The sequence below is a fragment of the Mesorhizobium sp. Mes31 genome (genome assembly GCF_024519675.1).
Taxonomy (GTDB): Bacteria; Pseudomonadota; Alphaproteobacteria; order Rhizobiales; family Rhizobiaceae; genus Mesorhizobium.
Map to the genome: position 1 here is coordinate 109,497 of NZ_JALJRL010000007.1, position 15,050 is coordinate 124,546.

Sequence of the window (15,050 nt, forward strand, 5' to 3'; positions counted from 1 at the left end):
GTTTTTCGACGGGTGAATTCTTTCCGTACATGTACGGTGTGGCGTACAAATACGACCGTCGATCGCGAAGTTCAAGTCGAAATCGTACGCGTACGATAAATTTTTTGTTAACCAAGAAGCTCGCCCCCCGTTTGGCCAGGGTGGGTGGTGAGGACAATGAAAACGAGAGGAGCTGGCGTCGTTCAGCAGTTGACCGGTGTCTCGGTCAGCGGCGGCACGTTCTTCGTGCTGAGCGAGGCAAGCGTGAAATCGCACATCCGCTTCACGAAAGCCTGCGGGTCGCCAAAGGGGTAGAACGGAAAGGTGATCAGCAGCGAGATCGTGCCGTGACCGACCGCCCACAGCATGGTGGCGATGGCGCGCGGATCGCCTTGCAACTTGCCGGCGGCGACGCAGGCCTCGACCCGGCTGATGAGCACTTTCATCGCCGGGTTGCCTTCTTCCATGTCCTCGTAGCTCCGGCCTTCCGGCAGCCTGGTTTTTTCGGTCATGAAGACAGTGCGGTATTCGTTGGGATTGCCGAGCCCGAAGGCGGCATATTCCGTCATGACCGCCTGCAATGCCGCGATCGGATCGTCGGACGAATGCTCCTCGATGCGCCGGGCAAGCGTCTCGAACGCATCCTCGGCCAGCGCGAACAGGATGTCCTGCTTGTCGGCGAAGTAGGAGTAGACCGACATCGGCGCGTAGCCGACCCGCTTGGCCAGCTTGCGGATGGTCAGGCCTTCATAACCCTCTTCCTGGACGAGCTTGTGCGCGGCCTCGACCAGTTCGGATCGCAGTTCGGCTTTTTGTTTTTCGCGGCGTGTCTGGACGCTCGGCGGCAAGATCTCGTGCCCTCGTTTGGTTGGTGCGCGGCTAAATTATATACGCTGTACGAAAACGAACAAGGGCGCGACAGGTTCCCAAACGGCAGGTGTCAGATGGCGCCGATGCCGCCGTCGACGGCCAGCGCATGGCCGGTCATGAACGAATTGGCGGGGTCGGCGGCGAACAGGATGGCGGTGGTGATCTCCTCGACTTCGGCCACCCGCTTCATCGGCACGCCACGCGTCAGTTCGGCCAATGCCTCTGCCTCGGGCACGCCGGAGAGGCGTACGAAGCCGTCCACCATCGCCGTCCTTGTGTGGGCGGGGCAGATGGCGTTGATGCGCAGGCCCTTGGTGGCGTATTCGATCGCAGCCGAGCGGGTCAGGCCGATGACGCCGTGCTTGGCGGCGGCGTAGACCGAGAGTTTCGGCGCGCCGGACAGGCCGGCGGCCGAAGCGATGTTGACGATGGCGCCACCCTTGCCAGCCGCCTTGAACTGCCGTTCCATCTGCGGGATCTGGTGCTTCATGGCATAGAAGACGCCGAGCAGATCGATCTCCAGCACGCGCCGGGCCTCGTCCGACGCTACATGCGGCAGGCGCACGAAGTTCTGGACGATGCCGGCATTGTTGACCGCGATGTCCAGCCGGCCGAATTTCTCGACCGCCAGCCTGACCAGATCCTCGGACAGGCTTTCGTCCGCTATGTTGCCGGCCAGGATCGCCGTTTCGGTCTGCAGCGTCCCGGCAAGATCGGCCAACGCCTTTTCGTCGATGTCCGACAGCACCAACCGCGCGCCCTCAGTGGCAAAGCCTTTCGCGGCGCCCTGGCCGAGCCCGCCGGCGGCACCGGTGATCAGCACGGTTGCTCCGTCAAAACGGCCCATCACGCCTCCTTGTCGATCAGTTTCGAAGCGAGATGCGAAAGCAGCTTCACCGCCTCGCCATAGGTCTTGGCCTTTTCAGGATTGGAGGCATTGCCGTCCAGCGCACGCTTGTAGACACCCTGGCAGATCGCGGCCAGCCGGAAGAAGGAGAAGGCCAGGAAGAACGTCCAGTTGCCGATACCCTCCAGCCCGCGCCGGCGGCAGTAGGCGGCGACGTAGGCCTCTTCCGAGGGCAGGCCGAGTGCGGAGCGCTCGACACCGCCCAGGCCGCGGAAACCCGAGGCGTGCGGCAAACGCCATTGCATGCACTGATAGGCGATGTCGGCAAAGGGATGGCCAAGCGTCGACAGTTCCCAGTCGAGCACCGCCACCACCTGGGGCTGATTCGGAGCGAAGATCAGATTGTCCAACCGGTAGTCGCCATGCACCAGCGAGACGCGGCCGTCATCGGCGGGCATGTGCTTCTCCAGCCAGGAAATCAGCCGGTCCATGTCGGCGACGGTGCCCGTCTCCGAAGCGCGGTACTGGCTGGTCCAGCGCGCCAGCTGCCGCTCGAAATAATTGCCCGGCCGGCCGAATTCGCCGAGTCCCACGGCCTTGACATCGACATCATGCATGGCCGCGAGCGTGACGTTCATGGCATCGTAGATGGCGGCGCGCTCATCGTTGTCGCGAGCCTCCGGCAGCGCCGGATCCCAAAAGATGCGGCCGTCGAGGAAATCCATCACGTAGAACATACGGCCGATCGGCGAGTCCTCCGCCGACAGATGCAGCATCCGCGGCACAGGCACGGCGGTTCCGGCAAGCGCGCTCATGACGGTGAATTCGCGGTCGACCTGATGCGCCGATTTCAGCAACTGCCCAGGCGGCTTGGCGCGCAGCACGTAGCGGCCGCTTGCCGCCGTCAGCAGATAGGTCGGGTTCGATTGGCCCGATTTGAATTTTTCGATTGCAGCAAGCCCGGAAAAGCCGGGAATGTTCGCCTCAAGGTAAGGCGCTAGCGCTGCCTGGTCGAGAACGTTCGGATCGCTCATGCGGTCTCGGGCTGGCGTTCGATCAAGGTCAGCGTCAGCCAGCGCGCGGTCAACGCCGGCTTCTTCGAGCCCTCGATCTCGATCGCCACGTCATGGGCCGTCTGCACCCAGCCCGACGGCCTGACCTTGACGTCGGCCAGAACGAAACGGGTGCGGATGCGCGCCCCTGTCTTCACCGGCGCCAGGAAGCGCAGCGAATCGAAGCCGTGGTTGACGCCCATCTTGCTGTTTTCGAGCGGCGGCATTGTCTCGAAGGTCATTGCCGACAAAAGCGACAGCGACAGGAAGCCGTGCGCGATGGTGCCGCCGAACGGCGTCTCCCGCATGGCCCGCTCCGGGTCGCAGTGGATGAACTGGTGGTCGTCGGTGGCGTCCGCGAACTGGTCGATCATGCGTTGCGTGACCACCCGCCACGGCGACACGCCAACCTCCTTGCCGACACTGGCCAGAAGCACATCGAGACTGATCGGTTCCACGCTGATGTCCTCCAGTTCACTCCCGGCTTCTGCGGCCGGAAAATGTCATTCCTTGAACAAGGTCAGCCCATGCTGCACCGACTGTCCGCCGTCGATCGGCAGGATGGCGCCGGTGACATAGCTGCCCGCACGGCTGCACAAATAGAGCGTTGCGCCGGCAATGTCATCCGGGGCGCCGATACGGCCGATCGGAACGTGGCTGCCGACGCGTTTCGCCTGTTCGTCGCTGCCGGTGGCAAAAGCCGTCATGCGGCTCTGGAAAGGGCCGGGGGCGAAGGCGTTGACGGTGATGCGTCGGGCGGCGAACTCGAGCGCCAGAGTGCGCGTCAGATGGTGAACCGCGGCCTTTGAAGCGGTGTAGGAATAGGCATCGTCGGCCAGCGGTTGCGTGCCCATCACCGAACCCAGGTTGATGACCCGGGCCGGATCGGCATTGCTGGCGGCGGCTTCCAGCAGCGGCAGCAATTCGCGGGTCAGATGGAAGACCGCGGTGACATTGACGCCGAACACCTTGGCCCATGCCGAATAAGGGAAGCTCTCCAGCGGCGCGCCCCAGGAAACGCCGGCATTGTTGACCAGGATATTCAACCTGTCGGTCCGTGCCTTGACCTCGGCCACCAGGGCCGCGATGCCAGCCTCGCTGGAGACATCGCCGGCGAAGCCTTCGGCCCGGCCGGAAGTGCCAAGCCCGTTCAACTCGGCGGCGACCTTGATGCAATCCTCGCCCTTGCGCGAAGCGATCATCACGCTGGCGCCGGCCCTGACCAGCGCGGTTGCCGCCATGCGGCCGATGCCGGTCGCGGCGCCCGTCACCAGCGCGGTCTTGCCGGCCACCGAAAACAGCTCGTCCAGATAGCTCATCACAATCCTCCGCGCCTTGCCCCGGCATACGGGCAAAACAGTTCGCGTTGACAAGGCTATCCGAAGTACGGTCATCCTTGCCACGGGTAAAGTGCCCGGCGTGCATGAAGGGTTAGCGACCGATGACAGACATGAATCTCGGAATGACCGAGCGGCTGAAGCCGATCCACGCGCGTGTCGCGGCGATGGTGCGCGACGAGATCATGGCGCTCGACAAGGAATTCCTCGGCGAGGTGGGCAAGGCCGGCGACCGCTGGGTCTATACGGCGCGCCAGAGCGAGATCCTCGAAGGGCTGAAGAAGACCGCTAGAGAGCGCGGCCTGTGGAATTTCTGGCTGACCGGCTCGGAACGCGGCTACGGTCTTTCCACCGTCGAATATGCCTTTCTTGCCGAGGAGATGGGCAAGGCGCATCTCGGCGCCGAGACCTTCAACTGCTCGGCGCCCGACACCGGCAACATGGAGGTGCTGGAGCGTTACGGTTCCGCCGACCACAAAAAGGCATGGCTGGAGCCGCTGCTCGACGGCAAGATCCGCTCTGCCTACCTGATGACCGAGCCGGATGTCGCTTCGTCCGACGCCACCAACATTTCGATGCGTTGCGAGCCGCAGGGCGGCGACTATGTGCTCAACGGCGAGAAATGGTGGGCCTCCGGCGCCGGCGATCCGCGCTGCGCGATCTATATCGTCATGGTCCGGACCGGCGGCGATGAAGAGCCGCAGCACCGCCGGCATTCGATGATCCTGGTGCCATCGGACACAAAAGGCGTGACCAAGGTCCGGGCGATGCAGGTCTATGGCGACGACGACGCGCCGCATGGCCACATGCACCTCCGCTTCGACAATGTCAGGGTACCGGTATCGAACCTTATCCTCGGCGAGGGCAGGGGCTTCGAGATCGCGCAAGGCCGGCTCGGCCCCGGCCGCATCCATCATTGCATGCGGGCCATCGGCCAGGCCGAGATGGCGCTGGAGATGCTGTGCCGGCGTTCCGTGCGCCGCGAGGCCTTCGGCCAGAAGCTGGCGAAACTCGGCGCCAATTTCGACATCATCGCCGAATGCCGCATGGAGATCGAGATGGCCCGCCTGCTCTGCCTCAAGGCGGCGTGGATGATCGACCAGGGCGATGCGCGTGCCGCCGCGCCCTGGATCAGCCAGATCAAGGTCGTGGCGCCGCGCGTCGCGCTCAAGGTCACCGACGAGGCGGTGCAGATGTTCGGCGCGCAAGGCATCAGCCAGGACACGCCGCTGGCGCGCTCGTGGACGCATTTGAGGACATTGCGCCTGGCCGACGGGCCCGACGCCGTGCATCGCCGGCAAGTGGCGCGCACCGAGCTGAAGAAATACACGCAGGAAAGGGTCTGAGCAGCAGCTCGGCGTGGCCGCGTTGCGGTCTTTCTGCCGGTACCAAGGAGCGTTCCGATGACTGTCCCGTCCGAAATGAAAGCGCTGCTGCTGATCGGCGACGGCTACACCAAGACCCCCACCGGCAGCGTGCTGGAGGCGATGGAACCCTATCTGCAGCCCGGCAGTATCGCTGTGCCGACGCCCGGGCCGACGCAGGTTCTGATCAAGGTCAGCCTGGCTTCGATCAATCCGTCCGATGTCATGTTCGTCAAGGGCCAGTACGGCCAGCCACGCGTCAAGGGACAGCCGGCGGGCTTCGAGGGGGTCGGCACGGTCGTCGCCAGCGGTGACGAGCCTTATCCCAAAAGCCTGATCGGCAAGCGGGTCGCCTTCGCCACCGGCGTCACCAATTGGGGCTCATGGGCCGAATATGCCGTCGCCGAGGCGGCGGTCTGCATCCCGCTCCTCGACACGGTGCGTGACCAGGACGGCGCGGCGATGATCGTCAATCCGCTCACCGCGCTCGCCATGTTCGATATCGTCAGGGAAGAAGGCGAAAAGGCCTTCGTCATGACCGCCGGCGCCAGCCAGCTCTGCAAGCTGATCATCGGTCTGGCCCGGGAAGCGAGTTTCCGGCCGATCGTCACCGTGCGCCGCGACGATCAGATCGCGGCTCTGAAAGAGCTTGGCGCGGCGCACGTCCTCAACGAAAAGGCGCCGGATTTCAAGACGGCGCTGCGCGAGGTGATCAAAGCCGAGCAGCCGCGCATCTTCCTCGATGCGGTGACCGGGCCGCTGGCCTCGACCATCTTCGACGCCATGCCGAAACGGGCGCGTTGGATCATCTACGGGCGGCTCGATCCCAAGCCGACAGTGATCCGTGAACCCGGCCAGCTGATCTTCCAGCACAAGCATATCGAGGGCTTCTGGCTGAGCGAGTGGATGCGCCAGTTCCGCGACCGTCGCGGCCCGGCGATCCTGGAGGCGCAGAAGCGTTTTTCCGATGGGCGCTGGTCGACCGATGTGACGGCTGTCGTGCCGCTCTCCGAGGCGATGGCGCGGGTTCCGGCCGAACTGGCCAAGCCCAACGGCAAGGTGTTCATCCAGCCTTAGCATCATTTGAAAGGACACCAGAAGCTCGAATGCCAAGCTTTCCAAACGGCTCTTGATGGTCAATAAAAAGCCGGTGTCCTGCCGCCACCAGGCAGGCGGGATATATATCCGCGTCTTTCAGTCCCTATGCCACGCTGCTTTGTCCGTGATATGCCGCCGCCATCGAAATGCCGGACGGCGCAGGCAAGGGCCTGTTCCGGGGTGGTGTGGGGTGACTTGATGACGATTTCCAAGCCGGTTTTCGACCGTTTGGGACTTAGCATGTGGATCGGAGCGTTCCTGATCGTTCTTGTCCTGGTGCTGTGGTCGCCCGACACGCGCACGGTGTTGCAAGCCTACAGATATGGCAGCGAGGAATTTCTGGCCGGCCGGCCGCTGTACAATATTCAGTCCGAGATGGGGTATCTCTACGCGCCGGCCTTTGCCGCGCTCTATGCTCCACTGTTCAAGCTGGGACCGCAGATAGGCGGGCTGGTGTGGCATGTTCTCGGCTTTTCGGTGTTGACCTTCGCCGCGATGCGGCAGGTGCGCAAGCTCGGCGGCGGGGAATTGACCTGGCTGCTTTCGTACGGTCTCTTCCTTGCCCTGCCGATGGCGCTCGGCGCGATCCGCAACGGCCAGGCGACGATCCTCTTGACCGGCGCCTGCTGGCTTCTCACTTTGTCGGCGCTTGAAGGGCGGCGCGCCGAGACGTTTTTCTGGGCCTCGCTTGCCATCATCGCCAAGCCGACCGCGATCATCATGCTGCTGCTGGTTGGAGCGCTGCGACCCCGGCTGATACCGGTTCTGGTGCTGGCGGTGCTGTTCGTGCTGGCCCTACCTTACGCGTTCGCTCCCGCCGGCTATCTGAACGACCAATATCGTGATTTCGCCCACATGCTGACCTCGATGGCCGTCGACAACACCAGCCACTTTGTTCCCACCGATTTCACGGCGCCCTTCACCGCGATAGGACTGCCCATTCCGGAATTCGATGCCACGATCGTGCGCATGGTCATCGCCCTGCTGACGCTTTCGGCGGTCATCTGGTTCGACCGCAGGCTCGAACAGGGAACGGCGGGGCTGGCGATCTTCCTGACGGCCACTTTCTACATGTGTGTCTTCAACCCGCGCGTCGAGCCCAACACCTATGCCATGATCGCCGTACCCGCCGGTCTCGCCATCGCCTTGTTGTGGCGCGAGGAACAAGGCGGCGTCCTGGCCTCGGTGCTGTCCATGGCGCTGTTCCTGACCGGACTGACCGGCGTCGAGCGCCATGTGCACGATTTCTTCTATCCCTGGTTCCGGCCGATCACGGTCACCTTCATCGCCTGTTCGCTGATGTGGTGGTTCTGGGCAAGGGCGCGGGACAAGGTGGCGAATGAAGGGCCTGTTGCACATGGCTGAGTTGCGACCCTCTCTCGATATCGTCGCACCGTTCTTCAACGAGGCGCAATCGGCATCGGCCTTCGCCGGGCTGCTCGACAAGCTCGAGGCGGCGGTGTCACAGCGCTTCGGCATGACTGTCCACAAGATCCTGGTCGATGACGGCAGCCGCGACGATGGCGCCGAACGGTTCTCCCATGTGCTGTCGGGCTCCTGGGAGATCGTCCGCCTCAGTCGCAATTTCGGCAAGGAGGTCGCCGTGCTTGCCGGCCTCGACCAGTCGCGCGGCGACATGGTGCTGATCATGGACGCAGACCTCCAACATTCGATGGACATCAGCCTGAAACTGATCGCCGAGCTGGTGGAAAATCCGAACATCGACGTCGTCTTTGCGCAGAACGACCGGCGTGAGGCGAGTTGGCGGCGCAGCCAGCTGGCGCGGCTTTTCTACAGCCTGATCAACAGCAGCCAGCGTTTCGACATTCCCGAGAACGCGGGAGATTTTCGCGTCATGCGTGGTGCCGTGGTGCGCGCGCTGACCAGCCTGCGTGACAAGCGGCGCTTCAACAAGGGCCTGTTCGCCTGGGCCGGCTTCCGCCAGAAAGCCATGCCCTATTCGCCGGAGAACCGCGCCATCGGCACGTCGAAATGGAGCCGCCTCAACCTGATTGCCTTCTCGCTGGAAGGGTTCACGTCCTTTTCCGTCATCCCGTTGCGCATCATCAGCCTGAGCGGAATGCTGGCGGCGTTGGCGGGCCTCGCTTACGGGGCCAAGGTGTTCTTCGAGGTGATGTTCTACGGCATCGCCGTGCCCGGCTATCCCAGCCTTATGGTCGCCGTCGTCCTGCTCGGCGGCCTCAACCTCACGCTGCTTGGCCTGATCGGCGAATATGTCTGGGTGACGCTCAGCGAGAGCAAGGATCGGCCGGTCTACATCGTGCGCGATGTCGTGCGCGGTGACGCCCCTGGCAAACTGTCGCCGGGTGCTCCCGAGACATGACGCGGCGCATCCGCCTGATCGCCGACGACTACGGCCTGGCGCCCGCGGTTTCCGCAGCGATTCTCGAACTGCTAGATCGCGGCCGCCTGACGGGTACCAGTTGCATGACCGGCTTTCCAGAATGGGAAGGGGAGGCGGCGCGCATAAAGCCACTACGCGACCGTGTCGCGATCGGGCTGCATCTTACCTTGACCGACCAGCCCGCCATCACCGGCCAGTCGAGCCTGGCGCCGGAGGGCCGGTTGCCGCCGCTCCGCTCGCTGGCATTGCCGATCCTGAGCGGCCGCGTCGACGAGCGCGACATCCATGCCGAGCTCGACGCCCAGTACGGCCGTTTCGTCGAGGCGCTGGGCCGCCGGCCCGCTTTCGTCGACGGGCACCAGCACGTGCATTTCCTTCCCGTCGTCCGCAGATGGCTGCGCGCGCGCCTTGACGAAGGCGGCGGCAGGCCGGCGCTGCGCGGCGCTCCGGCACTGGCCGGTGGAGCCGCGGCGCCGAAAGTTGCCGCGATCGCGGCGCTCGCCGCCGGCTTCAACCGGTCGATGCAGCGTGCCGGCTTCACCATTTTCGAGCCGCTCGCCGGCATCTATGACTGGCGGCAGCCCGAGCGGTTTGCTCCAGTGCTGCAGGCTGCCATCGAGGCGTTGCCGGAGCGAGGGCTGTTCATGTGTCATCCGGGCCATGTCGACGCGACGCTGCGCGCGCGTGACCCGATGCAAGGCGTGCGCGAGGTCGAGTTCGCGTTCCTGGCATCGGACGAATTCGGCGCAAGCCTGTCCCGTGCCGGCGTCGAGATCATGGGCGGCAAGGAATGAGCGATGCCGACCGGCCCGGGCGTTCGACCGGCAACAAGATCGTCCGCTTTGCCATCGTCGGGCTGGCCAACACGGCCATCGACCTTGCCGGCTTCTTCGTGCTGCTCAAGCTGCATGTTCCGCCGCTGCCTGCCAACATCGCCGCCTGGTTCATCGCCGTCACCTTCTCTTTCGTGGCGAACGGCTTCTGGTCGTTCGAGCGCGATCCGGCCATCCGGCCCCGCGTTGCCTTCCTTCGCTTCGTTTCGCTTGGAGCGCTGATTTCGCTTGGTGTCTCCAGCCTTTCGATCGCGCTGTTCGCGGGTATCGCCGGGGTGTGGCCGGCAAAGATCGGTGGTGTCGTTGTGGCGGCGGTGCTGAATTTCCTGGCCGCGCGCTGGTCGATCGAGGGCCGCTTGCTGAAATAGCGGCACCGAGATCGACGCCATCGTGGAACTCGATGGCGACGCGGCTCGGGCCGATGAGGTCGACGAGATCGAGATGAGATCGACTCGACGTAACGTTGGCGGCCTAACGCAGGTTTTCCATCTCGCGGATGCGCTTGGCGCCTTTTGCTTCCAGTTGCCTCGTGACGGCGCCGATCAGCGTTTCGGCCACGACGAACAGGGCAGCGGAGGAATCCCATGCCGATGGCACCGCGGTTCGTCCGGCGATGACATGGCGGGCAAAGCGGGCGATCGGCGACAGCCACTGGTCGGTGAACAGCACGATCTGCACGCCGCGCTGATGCGCCTTCTCGGCGAAGCGGACGAGGCTGTCCTGGTAGCGCCTGATGTCGAAGATCACCAGCACGTCGCGCTTGCCCATGTCGATCAGCCGGTCGCGCCACATGCTTTCCTGTCCCGCGAGGTGAAAGACATCGGGCTGAATGATGGCGAGGTGGGCGGCCATGTAACGCGCCAGCGGATCGGTGAAGCGGCCGCCGATCAGGAACGTCTTGCCGCGCCGGTCGGCGAGCCGGGCCGCGATGTCGGCAAGCTGCTTGTCGGACAGATGCCTGAAGGTCTCGCGCATGTTGTCGAGCGTCGCTTCCAGCATTGGTGACACGGTGCCGCCGCCGGGCGAGGGCGGGTTGAGCGTCCTTGTCGCCGGGGATTGCAGTTGTGCCGCCAGTTCATCCTGCAGGCTCGACTGGAATTCCGGATAGTTCTGGAAGCCGAGCCGGGCTACGAAGCGCAGGATCGTCGGCGAGGAAACGCCGGCCGCGGCCGAGAATTCGGCAACCGTTTTCAGGCCGATCATAGGATAGCTGGCGATCAGCGTCTGTGCTGCCCGCCGTTCGCTGGCCGGCATCGTGCCGATGCGGTCGGCGATCAATTCGGCAATGCTGGAAATCATCTTTTCCCCATCCCTGGCCTGGCCCACGGTCTTTTCCGAAATCGTATTTGACAAAGCCGGACAAACTGTATGAAATCATCCATAGGGACGCAATGAGGCAAAATACGTAACATACGATACAGCGCTCCCCGGGGACGGCAGACTATGGAGAAAGCACGGCCCGCCAGCCTTGCATCGTCTGATACCGTAAGGGTGACGAACCCGGGCGGATCGAGCCCTTTCGTGCTGACCTGCGATCACGCCTCGAATTTTCTGCCGGCCGAATTCGGAACGTTGGGCCTCGCCGCCGAGGACCTGTCCCGCCACATCGCCTGGGACCCGGGCGCGCTGCCGGTTGCGCTGCGCATGGCCGAGGCGCTCGACGCGACGCTGGTCGAAACCCGCATTTCTCGCCTCGTCATCGACTGCAACCGGCCGCTCGACGCGCCAGACCTGGTGCCGCCGGTCAGCGAGACCACGGCGATACCTGGCAATACCGGCCTGTCGGAGAAGCAGCGCGCGGCGCGTGTTGCCCTGTCGTGGCAGCCGTTCCATGGCGCCATCGAACACATTGTCGAAGACAGGCTGGCGCGCGGCCAGGAGACCCGCCTGGTTTCCGTGCATTCCTTCACGCCGGTCTACAAGGGCCGCAACCGGCCCTGGCATATCGGCATCATCCACGACGATGATCGCCGGCTGGCGTCGCCGCTGATTGCCGCGCTGAAGCGGCTTGCCGGGGTCACCGTCGGCGTCAACGAGCCCTATTCGCCGGCCGACCGCGTCTATTTCACGCTGGAACGCCACGCACGTTCGCGCGGCTTGCCGTGCGCGATGATCGAAATCCGCAATGACGAAATCGCCGGCGAAGCCGGGCAGCGGAAATGGGCGGATCTGCTTACGGGCATTTTTTCGGATCTGGAGCCAGAGGAGGCCAAGGGCTCTCGACCAAGCGCAGTCGGCAAGTCAGTACAATCGGCCAGCTAAGAACGTAAAAGGGGACTCAAAATGTCAACGCAAGACTATACGGAAGTCGACAAGAAGGAGGACCTGAAGGTACTCCACGGTATGGGCTACGCCCAGGAACTGTCGCGAAGCATGAGCCGCTTCTCGAACTTCGCCATCTCGTTCTCGATCATCTGCATCCTGTCGGGCGGCATCAATTCCTTCGCCCAGGCAACCTCGTCGGTCGGCGGCGCCGGTGCGGGCATCGGCTGGATCGTGGGCTGTGCCGTTTCCGGGTTTTTCGCCCTCGCCATGGCGCAGATCGCTTCGGCGTTTCCGACCGCCGGCGGCCTCTATCACTGGGCGTCGATCCTCGGCAACCGCTTCACCGGCTGGCTCACCGCCTGGCTCAACCTGCTCGGTCTGATCACGGTGCTCGGCGCGATCAACATCGGCACTGCGTTCTTCTTCACAGGAACGTTCGGAAGCTGGTTCGGGATGACCGGCACGCCAGGCGAAATTGTCGGCTTCGTCGCTTTCATTACGGTCCTGCAGGCCTTGCTCAATCATTTCGGCATCAAGTTGACCGCGATGTTGACCGACGCCTCCGGCTTCATCATTCTCGGAACGACCGCGGTGTTGATCGTGGCTTGCCTGGTGTTTGCGCCAGCGATCGACGTCACGCGGCTGTGGACCTTCACCAATTATTCTGGTGACGCAGGCGGCGGCGTTTTCCCACAGAGCGACTCCATGAGCTATCTTTTCCTGCTCTGCCTGCTTTTGCCGGTCTACACCATCACCGGCTATGACGCGTCGGCGCACACGTCGGAAGAAACACTGAAGGCTGCGCACTCGGTTCCGCGGGCGATCGTATCGTCGGTGGTCTGGTCCTCGCTGATCGGCTGGGTGATGCTATGCGCTATCGTTCTGGCGATCCCGGACTTGGCGGCAGGTGCCAAGCAGGGCTGGAACGTGTTCTTCGCCACCATGGACACGATCCTGCCGGTGTGGCTGAAGGAACTGCTCTATCTGGGAATCCTGATCGCGCAGTTCCTCTGCGGTCTCGCCACGGTGACATCGGCTTCGCGCATGCTGTTTGCCTTCTCTCGCGATGGTGGCATGCCGGTCGGTTCCGCGTCTCTCGCCAAAGTCAGCCCGACCTGGCGCACGCCGGTCAACGCCATCTGGACCGCCGCGATCCTTGAGATCATCTACGTCTTTCTTGCTCAGTTCATTTCGATCGGGGGCACCAACATCTACACCATCGTCGTCAATTCGACGCTGGTGTTCCTGTTCCTGTCCTTCATCATCCCGATCATGCTCGGCATGATGGCCTTCGGAACCGCGAAATGGCCGAACCCGGGCCCGTGGAACCTCGGTGGCGGCGTGTTCAAGCTGTTCTGCGTTCTGTCGCTCGTCGGCATGGTGATCATCTTCTACATTGCCATCCAGCCGCCGAACGACAAGGTGCTTTACATCACCATTGGCTTCATCGTGCTGACCGCCGTGCTTTGGTTCGGTTTCGAGAATCGCCGCTTCCAGGGCCCGCCGATCGGCGACCAGATCGCCAAGCGCCAGGCTGCCATCGCGGCTGCCGAGCTGGCGGTCGGCGAGACCGGCCACTGAACTCAGTCATCATCGCCATGGCCGGCATCGTGCCGGCCATGGTCTCGATTTATCTGCTCAATCGAAAAGCGCTGGAGTGCCAAAGGAATGGCCGGAAATTTCTCGTTCGATCAGTTGAAGAAGGCGGTCTCCAGCGGCGAGATCGACACGGTGCTGGCCTGCATCGTCGACATGCAGGGCCGGCTGGTAGGGAAACGCTTCCTGGCGCAATACTTCGTCGATTCCGCGCATGATGAAACGCATGGCTGCAACTACCTCCTGGCCGCCGACATCGATATGGAGCCGGTGCCGGGCTACAAGGCGGCGAGTTGGTCCAAGGGCTATGGCGATTTCGTCATGAAGCCGGACCTGGCGACATTGCGGCGCATTCCGTGGCTGGAGAAGACGGCGCTGGTGATCTGCGACGTGCTCGACCACCACACCCATGACGACCTGCCGCATTCGCCACGCGCCATCCTGAAGAAGCAGGTCAAGCGGCTGACGGAGCGTGGCTATATCGGCTATTTCGCTTCCGAGCTTGAATTCTATCTGTTCAACGAGACCTACGATTCCGCCCGCAAGAAGCATTGGCAGGGCCTCGACACCGCATCGCCCTATATCGGCGACTACCAGATCGGCATCACCACCAAGGAAGAAGGCGTCATGCGCCGGCTTCGCAACGAGATGGAAGCGGCCGGCATCCCGATCGAGAACTCCAAGGGCGAGTGGGGCCCGGGCCAGGAAGAGATCAATGTGCGCTATGCCGAGGCGCTCGACATGGCCGATCGCCACGTTATCCTGAAGAACGGCGCCAAGGAGATTGCCGAGTCCGAGGGCAAGGCGATTTCCTTCATGTCCAAGTACAATTACGGGTTCGCCGGGAATTCCAGCCACATCCACAATTCGCTATGGAGCGCCGACGGCAAGACGCCGCTGTTCTTCGACAAGAAGGCGGAGTGGACACTGTCGACGCTCGGCCAGCAATGGGCGGCCGGGCAGTTGAAGTATGCCAAGGAGTTCACCTGGTTCCTGGCGCCCTACATCAATTCCTACAAGCGCTTCCAGGCCGGTACCTTCGCGCCGACCAAGATCATGTGGAGCGAGGACAACCGCACCGCCGGCTTCCGCCTGTGCGGCGAGGGCACCAAGGGCATCCGCATGGAATGCCGCATCGGCGGCGCCGACCTCAACCCCTATCTCGCCTTTGCCGCGCTGATCGCCGCAGGCCTTGCCGGCATCGATGAGAAGCTCGAGCTGCAGAAGCCTTTCGTCGGCGACGCCTATCAGGCGTCACGACTGCCGGAGATACCGAAGACGCTGCGCGATGCCACCGAGACGCTGGCGAAGTCGAAGATGCTGAAGCAGGCGCTCGGCGATGACGTGCTCGAACACTATGTCCACACTGCAAAGTGGGAGCAGTTCGAATACGACCGCCGCATCACGGATTGGGAACTGCACAGGGGGTTCGAGCGGTATTAGG

Annotated in this window: 15 protein-coding genes; 9 read left to right on the plus strand and 6 right to left on the minus strand. The window is 63.4% G+C overall.

The window, feature by feature from the left end; genetic code table 11:
* Positions 1-182: 182 nt before the first annotated feature.
* From NR193_RS14125 to NR193_RS14145, 5 genes are all read right to left on the minus strand, one after another.
* Positions 183-827: a TetR/AcrR family transcriptional regulator gene (locus tag NR193_RS14125; RefSeq protein ID WP_256751422.1), complete on the minus strand. Its 645-nt coding sequence runs from the start codon at positions 825-827 to the stop codon at positions 183-185.
* 92 nt (positions 828-919) lie between these two features.
* A complete protein-coding gene (locus NR193_RS14130) occupies positions 920-1,696 on the minus strand; it encodes an SDR family NAD(P)-dependent oxidoreductase (RefSeq protein ID WP_256751423.1) in 777 nt (258 codons plus the stop codon).
* Entirely contained in the window at positions 1,696-2,730 is a 1,035-nt protein-coding gene (locus tag NR193_RS14135) for a phosphotransferase (RefSeq protein WP_256751424.1), read from the minus strand. The genes NR193_RS14130 and NR193_RS14135 overlap by 1 nt, the downstream gene beginning before the upstream one ends.
* Complete coding sequence (locus tag NR193_RS14140; protein WP_309145399.1) at positions 2,727-3,212, minus strand: MaoC family dehydratase; 486 nt, start codon at positions 3,210-3,212, stop codon at positions 2,727-2,729. Before NR193_RS14140 ends, NR193_RS14135 begins: the two co-directional genes overlap by 4 nt.
* Before the next feature lie 39 nt (positions 3,213-3,251).
* A complete protein-coding gene (locus NR193_RS14145) occupies positions 3,252-4,067 on the minus strand; it encodes an SDR family oxidoreductase (RefSeq protein ID WP_256751426.1) in 816 nt (271 codons plus the stop codon).
* Positions 4,068-4,189: 122 nt separating this feature from the next.
* On the opposite strand from NR193_RS14145, the gene NR193_RS14150 reads away from it, so the two are divergent.
* From NR193_RS14150 to NR193_RS14175, 6 genes are all read left to right on the plus strand, one after another.
* Positions 4,190-5,431 carry an acyl-CoA dehydrogenase family protein gene (locus NR193_RS14150; protein WP_256751427.1) on the plus strand — a complete coding sequence of 414 codons (1,242 nt, stop codon included), beginning with the start codon at positions 4,190-4,192 and terminating at the stop codon, positions 5,429-5,431.
* Between the two features lie 57 nt (positions 5,432-5,488).
* Positions 5,489-6,526, plus strand: coding sequence for a zinc-binding dehydrogenase (locus NR193_RS14155; protein WP_256751428.1), 1,038 nt, complete (start codon positions 5,489-5,491; stop codon positions 6,524-6,526).
* 219 nt (positions 6,527-6,745) lie between these two features.
* The gene (locus NR193_RS14160; RefSeq protein ID WP_256751429.1) at positions 6,746-7,912 is read left to right on the plus strand and encodes a glycosyltransferase family 87 protein; all 1,167 of its coding nucleotides are present in this window, start codon (positions 6,746-6,748) and stop codon (positions 7,910-7,912) included.
* On the plus strand, positions 7,905-8,891 hold the full coding sequence (locus NR193_RS14165) for a glycosyltransferase family 2 protein (RefSeq protein ID WP_256751430.1): 987 nt from the start codon (positions 7,905-7,907) through the stop codon (positions 8,889-8,891). The genes NR193_RS14160 and NR193_RS14165 overlap by 8 nt, the downstream gene beginning before the upstream one ends.
* A complete protein-coding gene (locus tag NR193_RS14170) occupies positions 8,888-9,706 on the plus strand; it encodes a ChbG/HpnK family deacetylase (RefSeq protein ID WP_256751431.1) in 819 nt (272 codons plus the stop codon). Before NR193_RS14165 ends, NR193_RS14170 begins: the two co-directional genes overlap by 4 nt.
* Complete coding sequence (locus NR193_RS14175; RefSeq protein WP_256751432.1) at positions 9,703-10,113, plus strand: GtrA family protein; 411 nt, start codon at positions 9,703-9,705, stop codon at positions 10,111-10,113. The genes NR193_RS14170 and NR193_RS14175 overlap by 4 nt, the downstream gene beginning before the upstream one ends.
* Before the next feature lie 103 nt (positions 10,114-10,216).
* On the opposite strand, the gene NR193_RS14180 is transcribed toward NR193_RS14175, so the two are convergent.
* Positions 10,217-11,044 carry a MurR/RpiR family transcriptional regulator gene (locus NR193_RS14180; RefSeq protein WP_256751433.1) on the minus strand — a complete coding sequence of 276 codons (828 nt, stop codon included), beginning with the start codon at positions 11,042-11,044 and terminating at the stop codon, positions 10,217-10,219.
* A gap of 144 nt (positions 11,045-11,188) precedes the next feature.
* Here NR193_RS14180 and NR193_RS14185 point away from each other — a divergent pair, with 144 nt between their 5' ends.
* From NR193_RS14185 to NR193_RS14195, 3 genes are all read left to right on the plus strand, one after another.
* On the plus strand, positions 11,189-12,007 hold the full coding sequence (locus tag NR193_RS14185) for an N-formylglutamate amidohydrolase (RefSeq protein WP_256751434.1): 819 nt from the start codon (positions 11,189-11,191) through the stop codon (positions 12,005-12,007).
* A gap of 21 nt (positions 12,008-12,028) precedes the next feature.
* Positions 12,029-13,591: an amino acid permease gene (locus NR193_RS14190; RefSeq protein ID WP_256751435.1), complete on the plus strand. Its 1,563-nt coding sequence runs from the start codon at positions 12,029-12,031 to the stop codon at positions 13,589-13,591.
* A gap of 87 nt (positions 13,592-13,678) precedes the next feature.
* Positions 13,679-15,049 carry a glutamine synthetase family protein gene (locus NR193_RS14195; protein WP_256751436.1) on the plus strand — a complete coding sequence of 457 codons (1,371 nt, stop codon included), beginning with the start codon at positions 13,679-13,681 and terminating at the stop codon, positions 15,047-15,049.
* Position 15,050 lies beyond the last annotated feature (1 nt).

Coding starts and splice junctions, on each gene's coding strand:
- NR193_RS14130 (WP_256751423.1), bottom strand. CDS start 1,696: ATGGGCCGTTTTGACGGAGCAACCGTGCTGATCACCGGTGCCGCCGGC.
- NR193_RS14135 (WP_256751424.1), bottom strand. CDS start 2,730: ATGAGCGATCCGAACGTTCTCGACCAGGCAGCGCTAGCGCCTTACCTT.
- NR193_RS14145 (WP_256751426.1), bottom strand. CDS start 4,067: ATGAGCTATCTGGACGAGCTGTTTTCGGTGGCCGGCAAGACCGCGCTG.
- NR193_RS14150 (WP_256751427.1), top strand. CDS start 4,190: ATGACAGACATGAATCTCGGAATGACCGAGCGGCTGAAGCCGATCCAC.
- NR193_RS14155 (WP_256751428.1), top strand. CDS start 5,489: ATGACTGTCCCGTCCGAAATGAAAGCGCTGCTGCTGATCGGCGACGGC.
- NR193_RS14160 (WP_256751429.1), top strand. CDS start 6,746: ATGACGATTTCCAAGCCGGTTTTCGACCGTTTGGGACTTAGCATGTGG.
- NR193_RS14165 (WP_256751430.1), top strand. CDS start 7,905: ATGGCTGAGTTGCGACCCTCTCTCGATATCGTCGCACCGTTCTTCAAC.
- NR193_RS14170 (WP_256751431.1), top strand. CDS start 8,888: ATGACGCGGCGCATCCGCCTGATCGCCGACGACTACGGCCTGGCGCCC.
- NR193_RS14175 (WP_256751432.1), top strand. CDS start 9,703: ATGAGCGATGCCGACCGGCCCGGGCGTTCGACCGGCAACAAGATCGTC.
- NR193_RS14180 (WP_256751433.1), bottom strand. CDS start 11,044: ATGATTTCCAGCATTGCCGAATTGATCGCCGACCGCATCGGCACGATG.
- NR193_RS14185 (WP_256751434.1), top strand. CDS start 11,189: ATGGAGAAAGCACGGCCCGCCAGCCTTGCATCGTCTGATACCGTAAGG.
- NR193_RS14190 (WP_256751435.1), top strand. CDS start 12,029: ATGTCAACGCAAGACTATACGGAAGTCGACAAGAAGGAGGACCTGAAG.
- NR193_RS14195 (WP_256751436.1), top strand. CDS start 13,679: ATGGCCGGAAATTTCTCGTTCGATCAGTTGAAGAAGGCGGTCTCCAGC.